Source organism: Pedobacter glucosidilyticus, assembly GCF_002483235.1.
GTDB classification, from domain to species: domain Bacteria; phylum Bacteroidota; class Bacteroidia; order Sphingobacteriales; family Sphingobacteriaceae; genus Pseudopedobacter; species Pseudopedobacter glucosidilyticum_B.
Genome location: NZ_DLHN01000016.1, coordinates 1 through 24,725 on the forward strand (window position 1 = coordinate 1; position 24,725 = coordinate 24,725).

Here is a 24,725-nt window from a genome sequence, read left to right on the forward strand (position 1 = left end):
TTTAGAATCTAATTTAATCAACACGGCTACAATGATGAAAAAAGGACTTAAAGCAATAAGTGCTAATAAGGATAAAACAATATCGAATAACCTTTTACTAAAGGGGATTTTGTATTGTACAGCAGATATTTCGGATATATTGTTAACCTGCGAGCGTAATAATTTGTAAAATGTTAGAAATTTTATTCTCTCTTTAACATCCTGAAAATGAATAGAAGGTTTATAGCAATCGCTAACGCCTAATTTTAAAGCTAACTGGAATAGTTGCTGATCGTTTTCCTTTAATAGGAAACAAATAATTAAATTTCTTGTTAACCAGTTATTTTTAACGGAACTAACTAAAGAAATAACTTCGTTTACATTGCTACTGCTTACTTCAATTAATATGACGCTATTTAATCCGTCAATAGATAAATTTGCAATAGTTTCTTGTAGATGGGTGAGGGTTTCTAAAAATCTTAAGTCAAAAGATTCTTCTTCAAAAGTTGAACGTATATCCTGTTCATAAATTTCGGCATGACAAAATATACTAATCTTTGATAATTGATTAGAATCTGTAGAATTCTTAAAATTTTGGAATTGCATTTTAGTTAAGCAAAGTTTTAATTTTCTCCTTTAAAATACCAGGATTAAAAGGCTTAGCCATTAAGCCGCTGATCTCGTAAGGTATTTTAGTTTTGATATTTTCTAAAGATTCTGAACCTGAAAGTACAATTAAAGGAATATCTCTATAGAAACCACTTACTTTTATGGATTTAACTAATTCAGCACCATCAAAATATGGCATTTCCATATCAGAAATAATCAAATCAGGAATGTTTCCATTATCTAACCAACTTAAAGCATCAAAGCCATTATTTCTAATGATGAGTTCGTAATCATCTTTAAGTATGAATTCTAATAATTTCAAAATAGCTAATTCATCATCAACTAAGAGAATTTTTTTCTTTGTAGAGGTTCGAGCCATATCTATTAGTTTCATAAAATTAATTTAAATATACAAAGCAATACGCATAAATAATGCCTTTGGTTGTAGGTTTTAGAAAAAACTATTTTTGTGGATAAATTTTCTTTGTAATGAAAAAATAAATATTTGCTATAATTTAAAAAAACAACTGTTATAGATTTGCTTTTGTAGTGTATTTGCACTTTATTGAGTTTATTATTGTAATAATTGTAATTAAAAAATACTTATCCTATTATTATAATAATTTAGATTTTGTTCTGTTAAGTGTTTTCTATAAAAATGAAGCATTAAATAAGATTGGGGTTTTTGTTTCTCAATTGTGGAAATTTGTCATGTTAACGGGGAAATAAAAAAGCCCCACTTTTATTGGGGCTTTAAAATTTACTTTTTCTTTTTTTGTTGTTCTTTCAATTGTTGCTGCTGCCTCATCATATCTTCCAGTTTTTTCTGGAAACCGCTTTTCTTCTTCGCACTTTCAGGTTTTTTCTTAAACTCTTGAATTTGTGCATGAATTTTTTCATCATCAACAAAGTATCTGATTAAATATTGCTGTGCAAAAGTTAAAATATTAGCACAGAAATAATAATAATTAAGACCTGCCGGATAAGCATTTAAGACACCAAAGAAAATGATAGGTGTGATGTAACCAATGTACTTCATTTGCCCTTGCGCACCAGAAACCTGATTGTTAAAGTAAGTGTAAATCAAAGTAGAAATGGTCATTAATAAACACATTAAGCTGATATGGCTCCAACCTAAAAGCGGAATAGGTGCGAAGGTGATTAATTCATCGTAAGTAGATAAATCTTTCATCCATAAAAAACTCTCGTGTCTTAACTCAAATAAATTTGGGAAAAAATAAAAGAATGCTAATATAAAAGGCATTTGGAACAACAGAGGTAAACATCCCCCCAGTGGGTTTACACCAGCCTGCTTATATAGTTTTAAGTATTCTTGTTGTAAAAGGGTAGGGTTATCGTCTCCAACTTTCTTTTTAATCTCATCCATCTCTGGCTTCAAAACCCTCATTTTAGCCATTGATAAGTAGGATTTATAAGTGAATGGAAATAATACTGTTTTTAAAATGATGGTTAACAGTAAAATAATAATACCATAGCTCATGTTAAAGCCTTCAAAGAAATTGAAAACAGGTAAAACTAAGTATCTGTTTATCCATTTTAATGGACCCCAACCCATTTTTACTTGCTTTTCTAAATCGTTACCTTGTGCTCTTAACTGCGAAAATTTATTAGAACCAAAATAGTATTCTAACTCATATTGATTAACCTGTTGGTTTTTAAAAGGAAGGTTTAAATTGGCCTGATAAGCTTTTACTGCCGAGTTATTAGCAACAGTTTGTACTTTAAGTGTACTATTCTTAAAGCCATCTTTACTCATTAAAGCAGCAGAAAAAAAGTGTTGTTTAAAAGAAACCCATGCTAATGTCTCCTCTGTAAAAGCTTTTTCCTCACTTTCTGTTTCACTTAAATAATCTACATCTTCATTAGCTATTTTATAATAAGTGGTAGAGTAGATACGCTCGTTCTGAATATCTTTTTCTTGTTGCTGTAATTCAGCAGCCCAATTGATGGCTAAGCCCTTATCAGCATTTATTTTATTTTGAAAACCGCTTAATACAATGTTAAAATCAACTTTATTACTTCCTTTAGCTAAAGAATAGGTGTAATTAACAAAAGAACCATCGGTATTTGTGGCTTTTAAAACTAATTTATCATCCTGTACAACTTCTTTGGCAAAGAAAAGGTTGCTGGTATTTAGGTTTTGATTGTTTTGGCTATAGGCTATTCCGAAGTTGTTTTGCTTGTTAAATAAAACCACCGGCTGATTAAGCTGATTAGTTTCATTTTTAAGCTCAACGCTAGAAACTTTACCACCCAGTGTAGAAATAAAAACCTTTACTTTATCATTTTCTAAGGTTAAAATTTCTTCTTTTTGTACAACCTGATTTTGTGAATTGGTATCTGTAGGTAAAGTTGTAGTTTTTGCTACAGCAGCAGGTTGTTTAATTCCTTTTTTTGCTTTAGCTAAGGAATCTTGTACAAAATCTTCTCTTTTTATTTGCTCCTCAGATGGTTTTAATAAAAATGTTGATCCAACTAATATGACTAAAATCAGGAACAAACCTGTAAACGTATTTCTATCCATTATATCTATTTATATGCTATTCTTAATGTTTCTTTTTTGAATGTTCTAAAGAAGCGGCGACAAATTTAACAAAAAGTGGGTGAGGATTAGCAACTGTTGATTTTAATTCGGGGTGAAACTGCGAAGCAATAAAGTAAGGATGGTTTTTTAATTCAACAATCTCTACTAAATTATTCTCCGGATTAATACCAGAAGCTATCATACCAGCAGTTTCGTATTGTTTTAAGAAATCATTGTTAAACTCATATCTGTGTCGGTGTCTCTCAGTAATTTTTGATTTTCCGTAGATATTATAGGCTTTAGAACCTTTTTTAAGCTCGCAAGGATATGAACCTAAACGCATAGTACCGCCTTTCAAAGTAACTTTCTTTTGCTCTTCCATCATAGATATAACAGCATGCTCGGTATTTTCATCCATCTCTGTACTATGTGCATGCGTTAATCCTAAAACGTTTCTTCCAAATTCTATAACAGCACACTGCATCCCTAAACAGATACCAAAGAAAGGAATATTACTTTCTCTTATAAACTTTATAGCCGTAATTTTACCTTCTATACCGCGGGCACCAAAGCCTGGTGCTACCAATACACCATCTAGTTTACCCAGTTTTGCTTTTACGTTTTCTTCTGTAATACTTTCAGAATGGATACATTCTACACGTACTTTACATTCATTAAAAGCTCCGGCATGTATAAAAGATTCTGTTATAGATTTGTAAGCATCAGGTAACTCCACATATTTACCTACCAAACCAATTCTTACCTCTGCGGTAGGGTTTTTTAATCGTCCTAAAAAATCTTTCCAGCTTTCTAAATCAGGTTCGTTTTTAAGCGGAAGTTTTAATTTACTTAAAACAGTACGGTCTAATTGCTCTTTTAGCATCAATAAAGGTACATCGTAAATGGTGCTGGCATCAATAGACTCTATAACAGCATTTAAATTTACGTTACAAAATTGGGCAATCTTTTTCCTGATATCCTGGCTGATGTGGTGTTCTGTTCTACAAACCAAAATATCTGGCTGTATACCATACTCTAATAACATCTTAACCGAGTGTTGTGTTGGTTTTGTTTTTAACTCTCCGGCAGCAGCCAAAAATGGAATTAATGTTAAATGGATAACTAGTGCATTATTAGAGCCAACTTCCCATTTAAATTGTCTTACAGCTTCTATATAAGGTAAAGATTCAATATCACCAACAGTACCGCCAAGCTCAGTAATTACAATATCAAAATTGCCGCTCTCACCTAATAAGCGCATATTGCGTTTAATCTCATCGGTAATATGTGGAATAACTTGTACTGTTTTACCTAAGAATTCGCCTTGTCTTTCTTTATTGATGACGTTTTGGTAAATTCTACCTGTTGTAATGTTATTGGCTTGTGATGTTGGGATGTTTAAGAAACGCTCGTAGTGGCCTAAGTCTAAATCTGTTTCGGCACCATCTTCAGTTACAAAGCATTCACCATGCTCATAAGGATTTAAAGTTCCCGGATCTATGTTGATATAGGGATCAAATTTTTGGATAGTTACACTGTAACCCCTTGCTTGTAAAAGTTTAGCTAATGATGCGGAAATAATACCTTTCCCTAAAGACGATGTAACGCCGCCCGTAACAAAAATATACTTAGTCATTGTATGTGGATAATCTTTAAAAACTTAGAATTTGAGCTTAAAAAATGCCTCTTTTCTAAATCTTTTTGTACGGGATTCAAAAGTAAGGTTTTTTTCTGATAGTATAATAGGTGTGGAGAAAATACCCTTTGTGGATAAGCATGAATATGATCTTGTACTGCTTTTAAATGATTAATAATCAGTACTTCGCAGCAATTTTATTTTTTACATATTATTTCTGTTATTTTTGCCTTTAAATCGCATTTTATGGATCATATATTCAGAAACCTACTTATCAGATATCAGAACTATTTTATAGAGTTTTTTCAGTTAATAGAAGATAAAGATCTTATAAAAGAAGAGCAACAAAGTGCCGCACAAAAAATCAAGAATTATCTGGAAAGCATGCCAGAACTTGTGGGCGATTTTGATATTTTCTTCTCTATCTCTAAGCAAAGCGGAGCTTTAACGGCTACTTGGAGCATCAATATCAGTGAAGACGGTTTTAGCGTTCGTTCTTACGCTGTTGATGATTTAGATGAAATAGATGAGTGGCATTTTAATTATTATAGCCATACTCAGGAATATGAGGGTAACTTATTTACCGATGGTGATTGGGATTTGTTTCTAGACGAAGTAGCAGAAATTGATGATGCCGGTGGCGAGAAAATATCTTGTGAATTGAGTTTTAAAGTTTAATGCTGATAACACCTACCGTTGGCATTTGTGGTGTTACGCTTGCACCTTTCGCCAGCTTTTGTAATTCCTGAACATTGTACAGCTGTTGATATTTTTACCTCAGTTTCATTGCTTTCATTTTGTTCTAAAAGCTGTTCTTGTTTGATGGTGCTTTTTTCATTAGTAGATGTTGTAGTATCCCACAACCAGCATGGTAAACACAGTGTTTTTTCTATAACTTCTTCCTGTTCATTGGGTAAAGCAAAAAAGAAATCAATACCTGTAAATTTTTCTACACTATCTATACTAACAGCATAATATTGAAGTGGTTGTGTACTACTTTTATTCTCTAAAATAAAGCCTATTCCCTTAATATCAGGCATATTATAATCTAAAATAACTTTATAATAATATTTAGGTACGCTTACTTTATTTACACCTATACTTGGTAAGCTACCATTTAAAACAGGACCAGTTGCTATGTATAAAGCTTCATTTTCTACAGCCCAGGTTCTAACTAATTCTTCCAGTTTTTTCCATATACCACGGTTAAAGCCAGGGTTTTGCGGACTCATGTTACTATAATAAAAGCTTTCTGCCATGGCTGTTGCAGACCATCCCATATCTGCTGCTGGGGCCAAATGTCCACGGTCATAGCCAGAAGAAGTATAATCTTTAGATTGAGCTGTACCAGTTTTAACTTTTGGGTCTTCTATAAACTTATCTGTTCTGTTATAAAGTTTAACGGTTTTTTCTTTTGTGAGTTCGTAGGCTACCCAATTGGCTTGCTCGTGTGTCTCGTTATAAGAAAGCGAAAATCCACTATGGCGAATAACCACATCTTTAGGCATCATTTTGGGAAGTTCTAACTGAGCTATTTTAGCGATTTTAGGATTCCAAGTTTGTAAACTATCAACATAAGTCCAGGTACCGTTTTCCCATAACCAAACTTTTTTACCACTTGTTGTGGTAGCTTCCTGTTGCCCAAACACATCATAAAAAGTAAAGTATAATAAAAATATCAATAGGAGTTTCTTCATGAGCATTGGATAAACTTTTTGTTTAGCTAAATTAAAAGATTATTTAAAGAGTTAGCATTTTGATTTTTTTTAAATGATGGAGGATATGTAATTATATAAAACCTGTTTTAATAAAAAAATAGGTTTTATTTTGTTCTTCTATTAAAGCCTTTTACTTTTTGCTTAGGTTACCTCACTTCGTTTTGACTTTCGATAAATATTTACTTTATTTAATTTAAATTCTAACTTATGAATACATCCTGTGGAATTAATGATGATGAAATACAAGGAAAATTGTACTTATTGTAGTTTGTTTCTTTTTTACGTTTTTAATTCTACCTGTTAAACAACAAAATAACATGATAAGAAAAATTTGGATTTTACTTTTGATAGTAGTTTCAAGCTTTAAATCAGATGCTCAAATTATTTTTGAGAGCGGCTATTTTATTACTGATGCAGATGAAAGAGTAGATTGTTTGATTCGCAATATGGATTGGATAAACAATCCATCAAAATTCGAATATAAGCTTTCTTCAAATGATGCCATTAAAGTAGGGGATATTCATACAGTAAAAGAATTTGGTATTAATCAGGTTTCTAAATATATAAGAACTCAAACAAAAATTGATAGATCTTCTGACCGTATAGAGGAAATGGATGCTGAGAGAAATCCTGTTTTTCAAGAAGAGTTGTTATTCTTAAAAGTTCTTATTGAAGGGCAGTTTTCTTTATTACAATATACGGATAACGGTTTGGTAAGATTCTTTTATAAAACTAAAGACTCAACTGTAAATCAATTAGTTTATAAACGATATATGGTAGATGACAAGGTTTTAAATAACGATTATTTTAAGCAGCAATTACTTATCCTTTTTAATAGTGAAAAAATAGCATTAGAGGATTTTACACGTCTTAAATATGATGATAGAGATTTAGAAAAGCTATTTATCAAGTATTATGAGGTAAATAATTTAACTTTTATAAATTATCAACCTAAAAGGAGCAAGTATCTATCTCATTTAACGATTAGACCAGGGATTAGCTATAACAGTTTAAAAATAGAAAGTGCTATAAACGATTTGCTGAATACTAATTTTGGAAGTAGTTTAGGGTTTAGATTAGGTGCCGAAGCCGAATTTATTTTGCCTTTTAATAAAAATAAGTGGGGCGTAGTTATAGAGCCTACCTACCAATATTTTAAATCAGAAGAATTTAAACAGACAAATCAAGTATCAGGTGGTATTTTAATTTCTAAAGTTGATTATAAAGCAATCGGATTGCCAGTAGGTATACGGCATTATTTTTACCTTAATCAAAAATCAAAATTGTTTTTAAATGTTAATTATGTACTTGACTTCGGTCTTAATTCAACCATTAAATTTTTAAGAAATGATAATTCGGTTTATTCGTCATTTGATATTAAATCAATTTCAAGCTTAGCTATGGGTATTGGTTATAAATTTAAGAATACATTAGGCATTGAGATGAGGTATCAACCTAGTCCCAATATATTGAGTGAATACCCATATATGACATCTAATTACAACACACTTTTGTTAACACTTGGATATTCATTATTTAAATAATACCCATAGCTTGTGGTTTATTTAATCATCAAAAGCAAAAATATTTACCAAAGCTGGTGTACCTCAGCTTTAATATAAGTATTGTAAATATGTTTAATCACATCTTTTTGTTGTTGATTTAAAGTTGGGGCTTCTTCAACTTTTAAATTATTTAACAGTTGTTGCGGACTAGATGCACCTGGTATCACGCAGCTTATCTCTGGAAACTCTAATATCCATTTTAAAGCTAAAAGTGGTAAATCATAATCAGGGAAATGCTTTTTAAGTTCTTCAACAGCATCTAAACCTTTGTTATAATCTATACCAGAGAAAGTTTCGCCTTTATCAAATGCTTCACCATTTCTGTTAAATGTTCTATGGTCATCTTTACCAAAAGTAGTTTCTTTGGTGAATTTTCCGGTTAATAAACCGCTGGCTAAAGGTACACGAGCAATAAGACCGATATTTTTCTTTTTAGCTTGTTCAAATAAAAGTTCAGTTGGGCGTTGTCTAAAAATGTTGAATATCAGTTGTAAGGTACAAACATTGTCAAACTCTATAGCTTTTAGTCCTTCTTCAATTTTCTCAACACTAACGCCAAGATTCAAGATTTTTCCCTCTTCTTTAAGCCTGTCAAACAGCTCAAAAATTTCTGGACGGTATAAAACTTCAGTAGGAGGGCAGTGTAGCTGTATTAAATCTATCTTTTCTAGATTCATGTTCTTTAAGCTGCTTTCTACAAAGTTTCTTAAAGCTTTTACCGTATAAGATTGGTTAATATGCGGGTTAAGCTGGCGACCACATTTAGTAGCCACATAAATTTCTTCTCTTCTGGCTTTTACTATTCTGCCAACAGCTTTTTCACTTTCGCCATCGCCGTAAACATCAGCAGTATCAATAAAGTTAATACCTGCATCAATAGCTGCGTTTAAAATTTTATCAGCATTGCTGTGGTCAAATGTATCTCCCCATTTGCCGCCAACTTGCCAGGTTCCTAGGCTGATTTCTGAGATTTTTAAGTTTGTTTTTCCTAAAATTCTATAATTCATGTATCTTAAAATTGGTTTATTTTTCTGTTACTTTACTTGATAACGATAAATGGAGCCCCCAAAGTTGCCATTTTTATCCATACCTTCTACCACAATTTTACGCGGACCTTTATCATCACTATTAAAAAACTCAAAACTAGCCTTGCCTTCTTTATCTGTATTTACATAAGGATTCCAGTAAATGGTAGAACGTATATCCTGAGCTTGTAAACTGGTTCTCGGTCCTGTGTATTTAGGTTGGTAAAATTGTCTTTCTACTGCATAGCCTTTTGGTTTAATGGTTATAACATTGGTTGGCGCAAACAGCTCTTGTATTTGAGCCTTGGTAGCAGGTACTTTTTTTATCTCTTTCATGATGATAACCAAAACACCGCTGGTATTGCTTCTTCTATTGATGCCTGATAAACCATCATTATTGAAAACTTGGACAGATTCTATTCCTTTTGCATCTAAACTATTGAGGTAAGCAATATCAACAGGCATATCGTTTACATAAATCTCTACTGGTATTCTTATCCCTTGGTTATAGGTTCTGGTGATGAATAAATTATTATCTACAAATGTTAAACCCGAAGCACTTAAACAGTTAACCAACAGACCGCAACCTGTTAACTGTTCGCCAGTTGTTGTTCTATCAGCCATCATATTTAGACCTGATAAAGCAGGGAAGTCTAAGTGAGTTTTTTTTGAGGTAGATGTTGATTTTACCACTACCTCTCTTAACATCAATGAATTATTATTAATCATACGGCTATTTTTGAGGTAGGTATTTAAGGTACTATCTATGTTTAAGATATCATCTGGGGCATTTACATTGCTATAAATTGCAGGGAATGCTTCGCCATCAACATGAATCCTTAAATCTTTAGAGTTTAAGTTGTTACGGGCATTTACAATCACCTCGGCAGAATCTTTAAAAACCATATTGCTGAATTTAAATTTACCTTCAGCATCTGTTGTGGTAGTGGTAGAATAGTATTTCTCTGGAATTTGTAACAACAATCTGCCTTTATCTAAAGGCATACCATTACTTTTTCTGATGGTTCCGGTAATATCAATACCCTGTTCTGGTAAAAAAGTTAGGTTTGGAGCTTTATCAGCAATAATATCTTTATAGCTAAATCTTCTGTAGCCTTGGGTAAGCATCAATAAATCTAAATGAGCAAGTTTTTGATCATCCATCTTATTGAAATAATAATTAGGTTTTTCTATATAACCTTCTAAATTTGAGGTTAATAACAGGTTGCTATAAATGGTAGTTTCGGTGTCTTCATCTGTCGGAACTTTGGTTTCATCTATCACAGCAACAGAAAAACTTCCTTCGGTAAGTTCTGTTCCGCCACTATTAGTGATATTTACTTTAACTTTTTGTCGGCTATTATAAGCTTGTAAATCGGTACTTAAGTTTATTTTTAAGTCATCGTTACGCTTTAAAAAAATAAGACGCTCACTTAAAGGCTCTCCAATAGAAGAAAATAAAGTAACCTGTAAAATACCTGTTGGGAATTTGTTTTTAGGAATTTGACCTGTAAATACAGTACTTTTTAAATCGCTTTGTGCAGCATAATAGATAACTCCTGCACTTTTAGCAACAATATAAAAGGTTTTATTTAGGTTTTGATCTACATATTTTTGATTGGCATAAATTTTTAATACCAAGTTTTCATCAATAGTTTTAAGCGCTATACGCATGCCTTCTGCTTTAACTTCTGGCAAGGGTACAGTTTTTTGGTTACCATCTGCAAAAGTTACTTTTGCCTGGTATTTTTTATTAAACTCTGGTACTAAAGAAAAAACACCCATGCCTAAATGGGCTGAGGTAAATTGGGCTACTTCTTTTCCGCTTTCATCCACAATAGTTCCCTTAGCACTGATTCCTAATCCATCAGACTTTATCGCTTTAAAAGCTACTTGTGTAGGTATGCCATCAATTAAATCTCCGGCTTCAGGGAAAAACTGAATATCATGTTCTAATAATGCAGTTTTTAAAGGAAAAGAGGCTTTGTAACTGGTAGTGCTATTCATTTCAACGCTGGTAAAAAGTTCGCCACGGTTAATCCCTACTTTTGGCGAAGTGCTTATTTCTATATTCACAAAGCCTTTATCATCAGTAGTTTCTCTGCCTTTGGCAATACGTTCAAAATCTGCCATAACCTCCCAGCTTACTTTTTTATTGATGATAGGCATGCCTCGTTCGTCTTTAAACTGAATTCTAGAGTTTACCTTAATAGCTTTATCTGTAATAGTGCCTTTATAAGTAATGTTGGTATTTAGGTTTTTATTAATGGCATCGCCAATAACTATGTTTTTTGCAAATAAATAAGCTTGGTTTTGGTTCAACATCCATTTGGTATATGCCCTAATGCGGTAGTTTCCTTGTTTATAGGCAAGATAATTTAAAATAATGCTTCCTTGTGTTACGCTGTTTTTTACAGGTAGTTTTAAACTTTCTACCAAAGAATCTTTAGCGTTAATTAATTCTACATGTAAAATTTTGCTTAGCGGCGAGGGAATATGTTGCTCTAAAGCAACATAAGCTTTAAACCAAATGGTATCTCCAACGGCATAATAAGGTTTGTCAAAATGTAAATGAACTTTTTCTGATGGGTAGGTTTGATAATACTTAGCAGTTTTTTCTAAAATATCTTTTAACGGTATTGCTGTTTGTGCTAAGGAAATAGAAACTTGGCAAAACAAGAAAAAGGAAAGTAATACGAGTTTAATTTTGTTCATCAGGAAAATTATAAGCTAATACAAAGGTTAAATATAAAGATAGCAGCTATTAAAATAAGATGTTTTAACATTTTTTTACAATCCTGTTGGTTTACTAAACAATTTATAATCAATTTTTGTAATGTTATTTTGAAACATGCGTTATAAACCTTTTATCAATTTTTAATACACACATATATGAAAACAAGATTATTTTTATTAATACTATTAGTGGTTGGCTTAAGTAGTTTTGCGCAAAATGCTGATGCTGTAGTGGGTAAGTGGTTAAACAAGGATAAAAACGCTCATATCCAGATTTTTAAAAAAGGAAATGCCTATTTCGGAAAAATTGTATGGCTAAAAGAGCCTTTAGATGAAGCAAAAAAGCCTAAACTTGATGAACAAAACCCGAATGAGGATTTACGGAAAAGACCTATCCTAAATTTAGAAATTTTACAAAATTTTAAGTTTAATGATGGCGTGTGGGAGGATGGTACCATTTACGACCCAAAATCTGGTAAAACTTATAGCTGTAAAATTTCTATGGAGGGTAAAGATAAACTCAATGTAAGAGGCTTTGTTGGAATTTCTTTAATAGGAAGAACAGATAACTGGACTAGGGTTAAGTAAATTTTATTTTTATTAACAAAATGCCTCATTACAAAATAATGGGGCATTTTTTGTTTTATAAACCTTATCATAAAGACAAATCAGATATTTAAATAAGCCAAAATCATAAGCGATTATTCATTAGAGCAGTATTAGAAAAATTAGGTAAGATGAGCTTATTAAAATATATTTGTTTTTAAGGGTTGTTTTGTGGAAAAAAATCAGCGTTTGTGATTTTTGTTCTACATATTTAAATAAATCTTTAGAAGTTGATTTAACGTATAACAATTGTATACTTATAATTTTGAGAAGACATGGCGAGAATATTACTGGTAGAAGACGAAGAATTGATGTTAAAAGCGTTAGAATTTAGGTTAAAAAAAGACGAGCATGAGGTAGAGATCGCTAAAGATGGTAGAGAGGCATTGCTTAAAATTCAATCAGCAGATTTTGATTTAATTATAACAGATATTATGTTACCCTTTGTAAGTGGCTTAGAAATTATTGGTAAAGTTAAACAAACACCACATTTAGCAAAAACACCTATGATTGTTTTATCGGCTGTAGGTTTAGAAAATGTGGTTTTAGAGGCTTTTGAGCTTGGTGTTGATGATTTTATTACCAAGCCGTTTAATTTAACAGAACTTACCATAAGGGTAAAAAAGTTACTCAAAAAATAGCATGTTATTAAGTGTTTCTGTAGGCGAATATTTAAAAAACCTTTTTTTTGATAGGTTACCATTTTTTCCTGATAACATTAGAATTTCTTTGTTTATCATCATGTTTTGTTTGATAGCAACTTTAGAAATTTACCTGTATGTTTTTCTTAAAAAAGCAAAAAATAAGAGAGACAATTATCTGAATGCCAATTGGAAAGAGAAGATAAGTAACATGTTAAGTAACATCATCATTTATGGCGATGAGGACGACGGATTAGAAAACGTTGTAAACCATTTCTTACCTCGTTTTAAAAAGTTACCACTTAAAAGAAAAAGAGTGAGAAACATTCTGATTGAAGAAATTAGAATCTATCACTCTAATTTTACTGGTTTTACGGCTGATGTTTTAAAAGAATTATTTATAAAATTAGAACTTCATAAATACACTCTAGAAAAGTTAAAAAGTAATTATTGGGAAATCCAGATTGAAGGTATCAGAGAAATAGCTCAGTTTTGGTTATATGAGTATGACCAATTAGTTTTTGCTTTAACAGATCACGAGCATGAAATTGTGCGTATGGAAGCCCAAACTGCACATGTGAGATTAAATAGAGATAACCCTTTTAAATTTTTAGATAATATGAGAGGGAGAATTTTGCCATGGCATCAATTAATTTTATTTGAAATCATCACCAAAGCTAAATATGTTAAAATCCCTTCATTTGTTCAATGGTTGGGTTCTCCTAATGATTCTGTAGTGATTTTTTGTCTTAAATTAATTGGCTATTATCAACAATTAGATGCTCTAGCAGAAATTGTAAAGCTTTTAAAACATCCTCAAGAAGAAATCAGGAAAATGTCTGTTTGGGTAATTGGTAAAATGGAAGCCGAGTTTGTAGAAGAAGAATTGTTGAAAATCTATCCTAAAGAAACTCAAAAAGTTAAAATAGAAATTTTAAGTGCTTTAGGTAAAATATCATCTGGAAATTATCTTAGCTTCTTAAAAGACTGTTTGCTTACTGCTGATTTTGAGATTAAGATGGGAGCTACAAAAGCTATTTTAGGACATGGTAGAAAAGGTAAACTTATGTTACAAGAATTGCAAAGTATAGTACCAACTAAAAATCAGCAGATTATTGCCCATGTGTTGGATGCTAGAATTTAAAATATAAATGGAAGCAGGCTTTTACTTTTTCGAGCAAATTTTTAATAGTGCAATATTTTATTTTGCGCTGGTGGTAATGGCTTCCTATATTTTTCTTTGCTTTTTTTCGGCATTAGAGATGAAAGCCTACATGCGTAAAAATAGCTTTATTGATTATCGAGAAATATTAGTCTCACCCTTTGCGCCATCAGTATCTATTTTAGCACCAGCCTATAACGAAGAAGCAACTATCGTTGATAATGTAAAGTCTATCATGTCTTTACATTACAGTAATTTCGAAATTATCATCATCAATGATGGTAGTAAAGACCATTCCTTAGAAAAATTAATACACGCCTACCAATTAGAAAAAGTTGATTTTTGTGTAAACGAGCAGTTAAATCATCAACCTATACGTGGTATTTATAAATCCAGAAATTCATCTTATGCTAAATTAATCGTTATTGATAAAGAAAACGGAGGCAAGTCTGATGCCTTAAATGCCGGTATCAATGTTTCCTCAAAAGATTTATTATTATGTATTGATGTAGATTGTATTGTTGAGCAAGACGCTTTATTAAAACTGGTAAAACCTTATTTAGAAGAAAAGAAAAGGGTTATTGCTACCGGTGGCGTGGTACGTATTGCCAATTCTTGTGAAGTAGAAGATGGTCGTTTGGTAAAAGTTCACATGCCTAAAAATATCATCTCAAGATTTCAGGTTTTAGAATATATTAGAGCCTTTTTAATGGGTAGGATGGCTTGGAGCAGGTTAAACGGTTTATTGATTATATCAGGTGCTATGGGATTGTTTGATAAGGAAATTGTTATCAAATGTGGAGGCTACAGCCACGAAACCGTTGGAGAAGATATGGAGTTGGTAGTACGTATGCGGAGATATATGCATGACAATAATTTAAAATACCAGGTTGTTTATATACCAGACCCCCTTTGTTGGACAGAGAGCCCCGTAGATTTTAAAATTTTAGGAAGACAAAGAAACCGGTGGACAAGAGGCACTATTGAAACTCTATGGACACATAGAGATTTATTTTTTAATCCTAAATATAGCATTTTAGGAATGTTAAGCTATCCCTATTGGTTGTTTTTTGAGTGGTTGGCACCAATTTTAGAAGGCATTGGTATCATAACTTTTATTTTATTAGCCTCTTTCGGTAAAATCAATTGGGAGTTTTCTTTGATTTTATTTACCATGGTTTATACTTTCTCCATCTTACTATCAACCATAGCTGTATTGTTTGAAGAAAGGTCTTATCATCAATACACTTCTGGTATGGATGTATTAAAATTATTATTATTGGCCTTCATAGAACCTATAGTATATCATCCCTTAACCATATACTGGTCTATAAAAGGTAATATTGATAAATTTACAGGCAAAAAAAATTGGGGAACCATGACAAGGGCTGGTTTTACCAGTAACCAAAAAGATAAATTAGAAACATCCTCAACCCAAAATTTAACAACTCAACAAGAACAAAGCGTTTAAACAATTTTAAAACTAATGAAAGACCCCTATAATTTTGATGAAGAAAATCTAATAGTTAAAAAGACTAAAAGGGCGTTATTACAATTTGCCCATGTTTCTTTAGCTTTCTTTATCATTATTTTACTACTAAGGTTGCTAGAAGTTGGTGTCATGGTCAAAAGCTATCAGAGTCCTGAAAATAGCTTACAAGTATTTATTTATGCTTTTTTACTAGACCTCTTATTATTCCTTAAAATAAGTTTTTTCTTGTTTGTGATTTACCTCCTAACCGTTCAAATTATAATAGGAGATAGGCGTTTACAAGTTAATATTTATGCAAGTATAGCTAGTTTTAGCCTTGTTATTGCCATGTTGCTTACCAAGTATTACCATACTACTTTATTACCTCTTGGTGATGATATTTATGGCTATTCTTTATCAGAGATTAAGCAAACGGCTTTGGCTGGTGCTTCTTTAGATGTATTTTCTTTATTATTTTTCGTGATTTTGATAGCCATCCTCTGGCTGCTGATCATTTATTTAAGTAAATTAACATTTATACCGCTTAAAGCAGCCATCGTTTTTGTTTTACTATCTTTTCTAGCTGTGTTATCTGGATTCAGCTTTTTACCAGAATCTAAAAAGTTTAAATCAGAGTTTGATTATAATTTAGCCGTAAATAAAACAGGTTTTTTCTTTCAAAAATCTTATGATTACTTTACCAGAAACGAGCCAGAAGTAGATATTTATGCAGAAAATTATATTGAAGACGTTACATCAGAAAACAGTTCAGACGGAATAAATACTTTTAAATATGTAGATGTAAAATATCCTTTTTTAAGAGAAAATAATACGGCAGATGTGTTGGGTAATTTCTTTCATAAATTTGATAGTCCTCCAAATATCATCTACATACAAATAGAAGGCTTAGGCAGAGCTTTTAGTGGAGAAGGTGCTTATTTAGGCAGTTTTACACCTTTTTTAGATAGCTTAGCACAAAAAAGTTTATACTTCGAAAATTTTCTAGCTGCACAGGGTAGAACTTTTGCATCATTACCATCAGTGTTAGGTTCATTACCTTTTGCAGAACATGGCTTTGCAGATCTTGGAAATAAAATGCCTACTCATTTAACGCTTATCAATATCTTAAAAGCAAATAATTACCATACCAGATTTTTATCAGGTTTTGATTTGGATTTTGATAATGAGGGATTGTTTTTGGCTAAAAACAAAATAAACGAAACTATTTCTATCCGTAACTTTGGTAAGGCTTACCAGCAAATGCCAGCTAACAGCGGGGGCTTTACCTGGGGTTATGGCGATATGGATTTGATGTTTAAAAGCGTTGATTATTTAAATAAAGCGCCAGAAAAACCAGGTTTAACCATCATCCAAACCGTAAGTTTACACACACCCTATCAGGTTATTAATCAATCAAAATATCTTGAAAAATTTGAACAGCAACTGGGTATATTGGGCATAACAGAAGATGAAAAAGAAGCTTATAGAAAGTATAAAAATATTTATTCTACCATATTGTATAGCGATGATGCAGTTAAAACGTTTATAAATAACTATGCTAAAAATCCAGCATTTGAGCGTACAATTTTCATCATATCCGGAGACCACCGCTTACCCGAAATTCCAATTGCAACAAAAATAGACCGTTACCACGTACCACTCATTATTTATTCTCCAAAACTTAAACGTACTGCTCGTTTCAAATCTGTTTCTAGCCATTTAGATATAGCACCATCTATTTTAGCTTTTTTAAATGCTAATTACAATATCAAAACACCTAAACTGATTAATTTTATAGGCTCTGGTTTAGATACTGTAAAATCATTTAGAAATGTACATAAATATCCATTAATGCAAACTAAGAATGAACTTAGTGACTTTGTTTATGGTAAATTCTTCCTCAACCAAAATACATTATTTGCCATAGATGATAAAATGGGTGTAGAGCCTATAGAAAATGAAGATATGAGATTGAAATTGTTAAACGAGCTAAAACAGTATAAATTAAGAAATGATTTGGTTTCAAAAGTTAATAAATTGGTTCCAGACTCTGTTTATTTAAAATTTGTAAACTTTTAATCCATAAGCATGTTAAATAGCAGAATCAATTTTTTAAGTTTTTGATAGTTTAAACAGGTAATCATAAAAAATGACGAAACAAACAAACTTTAAAATCTACTTTTTGAGTCTACTCATTTGTTTGTTATCGGTTTCTGGTTGCAGAAAAATTATACCAGAAGTAGAAACAGATATTTTATTTATTGGACATAAAGGTGCGGGTAGCAACAATTTTAACGATGTAAATATGGAAAACACCTTAAATGCGGTAAAGGAAGGCTTTGCCAATTTAGATGGTGTAGAACTAGATTTGCAGATGAGTAAAGACGGCACCATTTGGGTTAATCATAATTTTAACGTTCATGATTTTAATTGTTTAGAGGGATTACCAGAACAAAATATCCCACTCTTAACTGATGCTGAGATTGAAGAAATAACCATTTGCCATGATGGTAAAACAGATAGGCTTTATAAATTAGCAGAAATCATAGATTATTGGAATTTAAACCCTCAATATTACTTATTTATGGAGGTTAAAGTTTTTTATGATCCCGCTTTTGATTTAATAGGAGGATTGGATGCGTATTTTAGAAGAATGGCTACAGTCATGATCAATACTTTAGCTGTTGCTGATAAAACAGATAATCTGATCATAGAAATTAATAGTAAATCTTTTATTGATTTAATAAAAGCAAACGAGAAAACCAAAAATATCAAATGTTTATTGATACGGTCTGGAACTTTGGAAAGAAAAATACAAATAGCACTACAAGAAGGTTATGATGGCTTAAGTCTCAATTATACAGATGTAAATTTAAACAGAGCCTCTGTAAAAGCCGCACAAAATTTGGGTCTTTTTATTAACCTATATACTCCTTATTATAAATCAGAAATAGTACAAGCCTTTGAGATGCAACCTAATGCTGTCCAAACAGATAATATGGATGCAAAACGCTACCTTAACGTGAGGTAGTTTTTGGTTTTAAATCATTTTCATAATCTGTAATAATGGTATGTATAAGCGGATAATAATATTCCCAGAAGAAACTTACCCTTTCAGAAGCGATACTTCTATCATAAAATAGCTTTCTAAAAAAGTGTATACCTTTAAAGCTAGAGGCATTTAAAGCAATAGGATTATCAGCAAAGTCGCCAGCAAAATAAAAGAATTTATAATCATCCCTATAATGCTCTATAACGGCCGGAAATTGTGGAGGAATATTGTTGCTTTCTAAAATCGCTCGGCCTTTATCATTAACTTTAATATCATAAAAAGAAATGATACGATTGTTCCTCGAAGTTTTTACAATATCAAACCAGAATGGATATTTCATGGTGATGGGGATATTGTATTTTTCTCTATCCTCTTTAGCGGTTAAAATATAGGGTACTTCAGCATCCAGATGTTCTATATTTTCAAGAATTACAATTTTATCGCTCTCATTAACAAAAGCTATCCCAGATTTTAAATATGGCCATTGCTGATGATTTTGATTTTTATAATTTTCGATAAGCCATCTGGGTAGTTCTTTATTCTTATTGGTGTCTAAAGAATCAAAATATCTGCCTACCCATCCAGTCCATTGTATCTGAAATTCTTTCTCAAAAGCCTGCCTCAGATATTTTGGTGTAGGTGTACCAATGGTATTAAATTCGGTAAGAATAAGTTTTTTACGTTTTTTCATCTTTTTTAAAAACGCCATATCCTCTTTAGCAAGTCCGCCATAAATCAATTTAGAGCGCTCTGTGCTGGCTAAAAGCTCTTTCCATTCCTTTAAATAAATGCCATAGGTATCTGTTACATAAGCAAGGTCACTATCGTCTGCCAATTGCTCTAGTTGCTTATCATCAAATCTTTCTAATCCTTTTAAGGTATATTCCTGATTGGGTTTTGGAAAAAAGCCAAAATAATCATTCCCAACGGTATAGAGTTTTTCTGATGTTTTGGAGTACTTGTTATACCTCAGGAACCAGGTTAATGAAGCGTGTTCTTGTCCTTTTTTATTCAGTACTGTTTTATCAACAATGGCAATAACAAGTTTTGTTTTGGGCCAAAAAACCCAAGTTAAATACATCCATAAAGGTGTTAAAATAATGATAAAAAACAGAATAGAGTTAAGTTTAAATTTCCTTTTTCCCATGCTTAAAACCTTCTGCTATAGCCAATACCAAAACTAAACTGATTTCCCCAGGTATCTGTACTGTACTCTTCATTAACCCAACTGATATCCAAACCTAGCATGTGTTTTCTTTTTAAAACCCTGTTATAACTGATAGCAGCTTTATAGGATTTTAAATTGGCAAAACTATTAATAAAAAGTACTCTTACGGGGTCATCAGGAGATACACCAGTTCCAGCAGCAATATTTAAGAAATCATCCATATCATCAGAAAAAAATAATCTGGCTGATGCCGTGAAAGAGTATGACCAAGCGGTTTCTCCGGGTGATATGAAGGAGCGGATGTTGTAAAAATTATTTCCCAGGTATTTACCAATAGCACCGGTAAATAAAAACGTATTTTCAGAAAATCTTAAATATCTAAATCCGATTTCTGCTTCATAGCTTTTAGGTAAAGAAGCAAATAAAGAATAACCAGCCCTAAAACGCGGGAAAATAGGAGATTCAGAAATGGCAATGCCTATATATTGGTAACCTACGTTTTTTAAAGATGGATAGGCTTCTATTTCGCCTTGTAAGCCTTCAGAATCAAAGCGGTTGGCATAGTAAAATCGGGTATTTACTCTACCTAATTTTTTTGACCTGTAACCATAACTTATGGTTGCAAAATGCCAGGGTTCATCAAAACGTTTATCAAAATCAACATATTCATAACTTATACCTATTCTGTTTCTTAGGTTGGTAAGCTTTAAATCATCTAAATAAGCTCTGGCAAGACTATCTTTTAAGATACTGGGGTTGCTTTCCAGAAAATCTATAGCGTCAAATGGTTTAAATTGAGCATTAAAAACTTTTGCTTTTCTGATATAAAATAAAGCCGTATCCGGATGATAATTTATGCCCAGTTCAGCAGTTTTTAGGGCTAGGTCATACCTGTCTGCCCAATAATCAGCATCGTAGATACCACTTAAAGCATCTATATCATCATATTGCTTTAATAAAACTTTCTGAAATTCGTTTTTAGCACTATCTGTTTGATCACTAAAGGTATACAGCCTGCCCAATAAAATTCTTAAATCTTTATAATCAGGACTTTGCTTAACGGCTTGTTTCATGTAAGCAATAGCTTTGGGATAATTATTATTGGTATAAGCTTCCTTTTTAGCCAAAATCATTAAAGAATCAGAACTTAGCGTAACCGGATTATCCCAAACCTTCTTTCTTTCTTGATAAGCCAATGCTGCACTTTGAACAAAAACCTTGTCAGATTTAAATCTGTCTTGGATATCATTATTGAGTTTACTAGATGCAGCAATATCATTTTCTAGCAGTAATGCTTTTAGTTTTTTAAGGTAGAAAGAGCTTGAATCCGGATAGAACTGTATACCCATGTCTGCGGCTTTAACTGCTTGCTTATAAAAATTATTCCAGTAATACAGATCGTAAAGCCCGTTAATAGCATCTAAATGATTAGGTTCTTGTTTTAAAACCATATCATAAGCCATTTGAGCACTATCTATTTGGTCAGAAAACGTGTAAATTCTCCCCAATAATGCTCTTACATCGGTATAAGTGGGACTTTTTATCAGCGCTTTTTTTAATAATGTGATAGCTGCCGGATAATTATTATGAGTATAGGCCTCCTTTTTTGCCAATACCATTAAAGAATCGGAACTCAAATCTTCCTGAGCAACCGTAATTTTAACATGTATAAAAAGGAATAGAGCGAGTAAAACAAGATTTTTAATGATTTTAGGCAATAGTTGCATTTTAAAAAAGCTGATTTCTAGTATAAATATTATTCAAATGCTGTTCCATATAATTCTCTTATTTATAATGATTCTAATTATATTAACATTCTTGATATAATTATACGTAAAACTTAGGGTTTTGTATTTTTGTAGAGATAATATAAAAAATAAATTTTATATACCCTATTAAACAAGCAAAATATTTCAAAGCTTCTGGTTGTATAACAAATAAATAAAGAGATGAAAAAGAGTTCAATTATTGGGATGATTATAATTGCAATAGCAATTGGTGTTATCATGAGTACTTATGCTGATAGTAGTACCTATGGTTCATTTGGTGATGCGCAAGAAACTCAAAAAGAATTACATGTTGTAGGTACTTTAGTTAAAGAAAAAGAAATGGTTTACAACCCTGAGAAGGATGCAAATTATTTCTCTTTTTACATGCTTGATAATAAAGGAAAAGAATGTAAAGTGGTATTTAGTGGTTCTAAACCACAAGACTTTGAGCGTTCTGAACAAATTGTTTTAACCGGACAAATGGTTGGCTCTAGTTTCCATGCCAACAAAATTCTGATGAAATGCCCTTCTAAATACACAGAAGATCAAGTAGAGGTTGTAGAAGTTAGTGCACAAGCTAAAATTTAAAAATTTTTAATGGATATACAATTTGCAGGTGAACACCTGTTGCCGGGCAAGCTCGGCCAGTTCTTTATTATACTTTCTTTTGGTACATCTTTATTATCCTTAATTGCTTATTACATGGCAACGGTTAATAAAGATAAAAGCGATTTATCTTGGTCTAAAATTGCCAGATATAGCTTTTTTATCAACGTCGTAGCTATCATAGGTATAGGTTCTTGTTTATTCTATATCATTTATAACCACATGTTTGAGTACCACTACGCATGGGCTCATTCATCTACCAAACTTCCTGTTTATTATATCATTTCTAGTTTCTGGGAAGGCCAGGAGGGTAGTTTCTGGTTATGGGCATTTTGGCAAGCTGTTTTAGGCTTAATCCTAATTAAATATGCCAAAACATGGGAAAACGGTGTCATGACGGTGATGGCATTGTCTCAGTTATTTCTATGTTCTATGCTGTTAGGTGTAGAAGTTCTAGGGGTTAAAATAGGTTCTTCTCCGTTTATACTTTTAAGAGATGCCATGGAAGCACCAATTTTTTCCAGAGCAGATTACCTTTCTCTCATTCCCGATGGAAATGGCTTAAACCCTTTACTGCAGAATTATTGGATGGTTATACACCCTCCAACCTTGTTTTTGGGTTTTGCTTCCATGATTGTGCCTTTTGCTTATGGTATAGCAGGTATTTGGGAGAAAAGATACCAAGAATGGGTTAAACCTGCATTGCCTTGGTCTTTATTTGCAGTGATGATATTAGGTACAGGTATCATTATGGGTTCTTTCTGGGCTTATGAAGCTTTAAACTTTGGTGGTTTTTGGGCTTGGGATCCAGTAGAAAACGCCTCTATTATTCCGTGGTTAACCTTAATTGCTGGTGTACACGTATTGATAGCATATAAAAACTCTGGACATAGCTATTTTACCGCTCTTTTCTTAATTTTCATCAGCTTTGTATTGGTATTATATGCTTCTTTTTTAACCAGAAGTGGTATTTTAGGAGATACATCTGTACATGCCTTTACCTCTATGGGGATGGATATTCAGTTATTAATATATCTGGGCGTGTTCTTTATCATTCCAACCATATTAATTGTAAAGCATTGGAAAAATTTCCCTATCACCAAAAAAGATGAGGATACTTATTCCAGAGAGTTTTGGTTGTTTATAGGAGCTATAACATTATCTGTATCCTGTATTCAGATAATAGCCACAACATCAATACCTGTATTTAATGCTATTTTTGGTACAGAGGTAGCACCTCCAACAGATGTTATCCAACACTACAATAAATGGCAAATTGCTTTTGCTGTGGCTGTAGCCGTAATTTCGGCGTTCTCACAGTTTTTAAAATATAAAAAGACAGATGTACGCAAGTTTTACATCAGCATAGCCGTTTCTTTTGTGGTTTCCTTATTGCTCACTGCAGTTTTGGTTTACTTAACTCAAGTATATACCAATTTCATGTACATCGTATTAACGTGGGCCTCAGTATTTGCAATTTTGTGTAACGCAAAAATTTTGGGCGAAGCTTTTAAAGGAAAATGGAAACTTTCTGGTTCTGCAGTTGCGCATATAGGTTTTGCATTGTTATTGATAGGTGCTTTAGTTGCTGCGGCTACCAATAAAGTAATTTCTATCAACAATACCAGCATAGGTTTTGGCGAGGAGTTTGCAAAAAACAACAATCCAAGAGAAAATATCATCCTTTATAAAAATGATCCTGTTGTTATGGATAGGTATACAGTTACTTATCTGGGCGATTCAACATCAGGCGTTAATACCTATTATAAAGTAAATTATAAAGCTTTTGATGATGATGGTAAGGTTAAAGAAAACTTTAATTTATACCCTAATGCGCAACAAAATGCTAAAATGAGGCAAATTATTGCTTCGCCAGATACCAAGCATTATTTGTTACATGATGTTTACACCCACGTAAGTAGTGTGCCTTTGAAAGAAGAGGAACATGTGCATGATGAACATACAGACCATTCTGAAGATGAGCACTACGAAGAACCTGTACCTCATGAAGTTTCTATTGGAGATACCGTAAGATTTAGAGAGGGGATGATTATTGTGCGAGGTGTTAACAAAAATGCCGAAATAGAGAATATCGCTTTAACTAAAAACGATGTTGCTATTGGCTTACAGTTAGATGTTATCACAGAAAGTAGTACCTACAAATCAGAACCTATATTCCTGATTAAAGGTAATGCTAAAGTAGATTTTGGCAAAAAAGTAGATGAAGCTGGCTTAAAGCTACGTTTTACCAATATCATGCCCGAAAAAGATAAATTAGAGCTTACCGTTTATCAGAAACCAAAACAAGATAAAAAAGATTGGATTGTGATGAAAGCCATCATGTTCCCTTACATCAATTTATTTTGGGGAGGTACCATCATCATGGTTATTGGCTTTATACTTTCTATCTTTAGAAGGCAAAAAGAATTGAAATAAA

At 32.2% G+C, this 24,725-nt stretch carries 18 protein-coding genes and 1 pseudogene; 10 read left to right on the forward strand and 9 right to left on the reverse strand.

Going from position 1 to position 24,725, the window contains the following annotated elements:
• From B2745_RS03395 to B2745_RS03410, 4 genes and pseudogenes are all read right to left on the reverse strand, one after another.
• Positions 1 to 585 (reverse strand): annotated as a pseudogene (locus B2745_RS03395) (sugar transferase); the annotation flags it as partial.
• Between the two features lies 1 nt (position 586).
• Positions 587 to 982, reverse strand: a complete 396-nt coding sequence (locus B2745_RS03400) for a response regulator (protein ID WP_304063709.1) — start codon at positions 980 to 982, stop codon at positions 587 to 589.
• A 366-nt stretch (positions 983 to 1,348) separates the two neighbouring features.
• Positions 1,349 to 3,133, reverse strand: coding sequence for a membrane protein insertase YidC (gene yidC / locus B2745_RS03405; protein WP_304063713.1), 1,785 nt, complete (start codon positions 3,131 to 3,133; stop codon positions 1,349 to 1,351).
• Between the two features lie 22 nt (positions 3,134 to 3,155).
• The gene (locus tag B2745_RS03410; RefSeq protein WP_304063716.1) at positions 3,156 to 4,769 is read right to left on the reverse strand and encodes a CTP synthase; all 1,614 of its coding nucleotides are present in this window, start codon (positions 4,767 to 4,769) and stop codon (positions 3,156 to 3,158) included.
• A gap of 246 nt (positions 4,770 to 5,015) precedes the next feature.
• On the opposite strand from B2745_RS03410, the gene B2745_RS03415 reads away from it, so the two are divergent.
• On the forward strand, positions 5,016 to 5,447 hold the full coding sequence (locus B2745_RS03415) for a hypothetical protein (RefSeq protein ID WP_304063719.1): 432 nt from the start codon (positions 5,016 to 5,018) through the stop codon (positions 5,445 to 5,447).
• On the opposite strand, the gene B2745_RS03420 is transcribed toward B2745_RS03415, so the two are convergent.
• Complete coding sequence (locus B2745_RS03420) at positions 5,444 to 6,466, reverse strand: DNA/RNA non-specific endonuclease (protein ID WP_304063722.1); 1,023 nt, start codon at positions 6,464 to 6,466, stop codon at positions 5,444 to 5,446. The genes B2745_RS03415 and B2745_RS03420 overlap by 4 nt on opposite strands.
• A gap of 338 nt (positions 6,467 to 6,804) precedes the next feature.
• Here B2745_RS03420 and B2745_RS03425 point away from each other — a divergent pair, with 338 nt between their 5' ends.
• Entirely contained in the window at positions 6,805 to 8,031 is a 1,227-nt protein-coding gene (locus tag B2745_RS03425; RefSeq protein ID WP_304063725.1) for an outer membrane beta-barrel protein, read from the forward strand.
• A gap of 44 nt (positions 8,032 to 8,075) precedes the next feature.
• Here the strand turns inward: B2745_RS03425 and B2745_RS03430 are convergent, their stop codons facing one another.
• Entirely contained in the window at positions 8,076 to 9,059 is a 984-nt protein-coding gene (locus B2745_RS03430) for an aldo/keto reductase (RefSeq protein ID WP_304063729.1), read from the reverse strand.
• A 27-nt stretch (positions 9,060 to 9,086) separates the two neighbouring features.
• On the reverse strand, positions 9,087 to 11,792 hold the full coding sequence (locus tag B2745_RS03435; protein WP_304063732.1) for a carboxypeptidase regulatory-like domain-containing protein: 2,706 nt from the start codon (positions 11,790 to 11,792) through the stop codon (positions 9,087 to 9,089).
• A 177-nt stretch (positions 11,793 to 11,969) separates the two neighbouring features.
• Here B2745_RS03435 and B2745_RS03440 point away from each other — a divergent pair, with 177 nt between their 5' ends.
• The 6 genes from B2745_RS03440 to B2745_RS03465 all read left to right on the forward strand — a co-directional run bounded on the left by B2745_RS03440 (position 11,970) and on the right by B2745_RS03465 (position 18,724).
• Positions 11,970 to 12,401: a DUF2147 domain-containing protein gene (locus B2745_RS03440; RefSeq protein WP_304063735.1), complete on the forward strand. Its 432-nt coding sequence runs from the start codon at positions 11,970 to 11,972 to the stop codon at positions 12,399 to 12,401.
• 293 nt (positions 12,402 to 12,694) lie between these two features.
• Positions 12,695 to 13,060 carry a response regulator transcription factor gene (locus B2745_RS03445; RefSeq protein ID WP_026903402.1) on the forward strand — a complete coding sequence of 122 codons (366 nt, stop codon included), beginning with the start codon at positions 12,695 to 12,697 and terminating at the stop codon, positions 13,058 to 13,060.
• A gap of 1 nt (position 13,061) precedes the next feature.
• Positions 13,062 to 14,204 carry a HEAT repeat domain-containing protein gene (locus B2745_RS03450; RefSeq protein ID WP_304063738.1) on the forward strand — a complete coding sequence of 381 codons (1,143 nt, stop codon included), beginning with the start codon at positions 13,062 to 13,064 and terminating at the stop codon, positions 14,202 to 14,204.
• Between the two features lie 7 nt (positions 14,205 to 14,211).
• Positions 14,212 to 15,693, forward strand: a complete 1,482-nt coding sequence (locus B2745_RS03455; protein WP_304063742.1) for a glycosyltransferase family 2 protein — start codon at positions 14,212 to 14,214, stop codon at positions 15,691 to 15,693.
• A 15-nt stretch (positions 15,694 to 15,708) separates the two neighbouring features.
• A complete protein-coding gene (locus B2745_RS03460) occupies positions 15,709 to 17,772 on the forward strand; it encodes an LTA synthase family protein (protein ID WP_304063744.1) in 2,064 nt (687 codons plus the stop codon).
• A 70-nt stretch (positions 17,773 to 17,842) separates the two neighbouring features.
• The gene (locus B2745_RS03465; protein WP_304063747.1) at positions 17,843 to 18,724 is read left to right on the forward strand and encodes a glycerophosphodiester phosphodiesterase; all 882 of its coding nucleotides are present in this window, start codon (positions 17,843 to 17,845) and stop codon (positions 18,722 to 18,724) included.
• Here the strand turns inward: B2745_RS03465 and B2745_RS03470 are convergent.
• Both B2745_RS03470 and B2745_RS03475 read right to left on the reverse strand, forming a co-directional pair.
• A complete protein-coding gene (locus tag B2745_RS03470) occupies positions 18,711 to 19,892 on the reverse strand; it encodes a hypothetical protein (RefSeq protein ID WP_304063750.1) in 1,182 nt (393 codons plus the stop codon). The genes B2745_RS03465 and B2745_RS03470 overlap by 14 nt on opposite strands.
• 2 nt (positions 19,893 to 19,894) lie before the next feature.
• Positions 19,895 to 21,640: a YaiO family outer membrane beta-barrel protein gene (locus tag B2745_RS03475; RefSeq protein WP_304063753.1), complete on the reverse strand. Its 1,746-nt coding sequence runs from the start codon at positions 21,638 to 21,640 to the stop codon at positions 19,895 to 19,897.
• Positions 21,641 to 21,862: 222 nt separating this feature from the next.
• On the opposite strand from B2745_RS03475, the gene B2745_RS03480 reads away from it, so the two are divergent.
• Together B2745_RS03480 and B2745_RS03485 are read left to right on the forward strand one after the other, a co-directional pair.
• Entirely contained in the window at positions 21,863 to 22,270 is a 408-nt protein-coding gene (locus tag B2745_RS03480; RefSeq protein WP_026903408.1) for a cytochrome c maturation protein CcmE, read from the forward strand.
• Positions 22,271 to 22,279: 9 nt separating this feature from the next.
• Positions 22,280 to 24,724: a heme lyase CcmF/NrfE family subunit gene (locus B2745_RS03485; protein ID WP_304063755.1), complete on the forward strand. Its 2,445-nt coding sequence runs from the start codon at positions 22,280 to 22,282 to the stop codon at positions 24,722 to 24,724.
• Position 24,725 lies beyond the last annotated feature (1 nt).

Bases quoted from the DNA above. Each gene is read 5' to 3' on its own strand.
- B2745_RS03400 (WP_304063709.1), bottom strand. From the start codon at position 982: ATGAAACTAATAGATATGGCTCGAACCTCTACAAAGAAAAAAATTCTC.
- yidC (WP_304063713.1), bottom strand. From the start codon at position 3,133: ATGGATAGAAATACGTTTACAGGTTTGTTCCTGATTTTAGTCATATTA.
- B2745_RS03410 (WP_304063716.1), bottom strand. From the start codon at position 4,769: ATGACTAAGTATATTTTTGTTACGGGCGGCGTTACATCGTCTTTAGGG.
- B2745_RS03415 (WP_304063719.1), top strand. From the start codon at position 5,016: ATGGATCATATATTCAGAAACCTACTTATCAGATATCAGAACTATTTT.
- B2745_RS03420 (WP_304063722.1), bottom strand. From the start codon at position 6,466: ATGAAGAAACTCCTATTGATATTTTTATTATACTTTACTTTTTATGAT.
- B2745_RS03425 (WP_304063725.1), top strand. From the start codon at position 6,805: ATGATAAGAAAAATTTGGATTTTACTTTTGATAGTAGTTTCAAGCTTT.
- B2745_RS03430 (WP_304063729.1), bottom strand. From the start codon at position 9,059: ATGAATTATAGAATTTTAGGAAAAACAAACTTAAAAATCTCAGAAATC.
- B2745_RS03435 (WP_304063732.1), bottom strand. From the start codon at position 11,792: ATGAACAAAATTAAACTCGTATTACTTTCCTTTTTCTTGTTTTGCCAA.
- B2745_RS03440 (WP_304063735.1), top strand. From the start codon at position 11,970: ATGAAAACAAGATTATTTTTATTAATACTATTAGTGGTTGGCTTAAGT.
- B2745_RS03445 (WP_026903402.1), top strand. From the start codon at position 12,695: ATGGCGAGAATATTACTGGTAGAAGACGAAGAATTGATGTTAAAAGCG.
- B2745_RS03450 (WP_304063738.1), top strand. From the start codon at position 13,062: ATGTTATTAAGTGTTTCTGTAGGCGAATATTTAAAAAACCTTTTTTTT.
- B2745_RS03455 (WP_304063742.1), top strand. From the start codon at position 14,212: ATGGAAGCAGGCTTTTACTTTTTCGAGCAAATTTTTAATAGTGCAATA.
- B2745_RS03460 (WP_304063744.1), top strand. From the start codon at position 15,709: ATGAAAGACCCCTATAATTTTGATGAAGAAAATCTAATAGTTAAAAAG.
- B2745_RS03465 (WP_304063747.1), top strand. From the start codon at position 17,843: ATGACGAAACAAACAAACTTTAAAATCTACTTTTTGAGTCTACTCATT.
- B2745_RS03470 (WP_304063750.1), bottom strand. From the start codon at position 19,892: ATGGGAAAAAGGAAATTTAAACTTAACTCTATTCTGTTTTTTATCATT.
- B2745_RS03475 (WP_304063753.1), bottom strand. From the start codon at position 21,640: ATGCAACTATTGCCTAAAATCATTAAAAATCTTGTTTTACTCGCTCTA.
- B2745_RS03480 (WP_026903408.1), top strand. From the start codon at position 21,863: ATGAAAAAGAGTTCAATTATTGGGATGATTATAATTGCAATAGCAATT.
- B2745_RS03485 (WP_304063755.1), top strand. From the start codon at position 22,280: ATGGATATACAATTTGCAGGTGAACACCTGTTGCCGGGCAAGCTCGGC.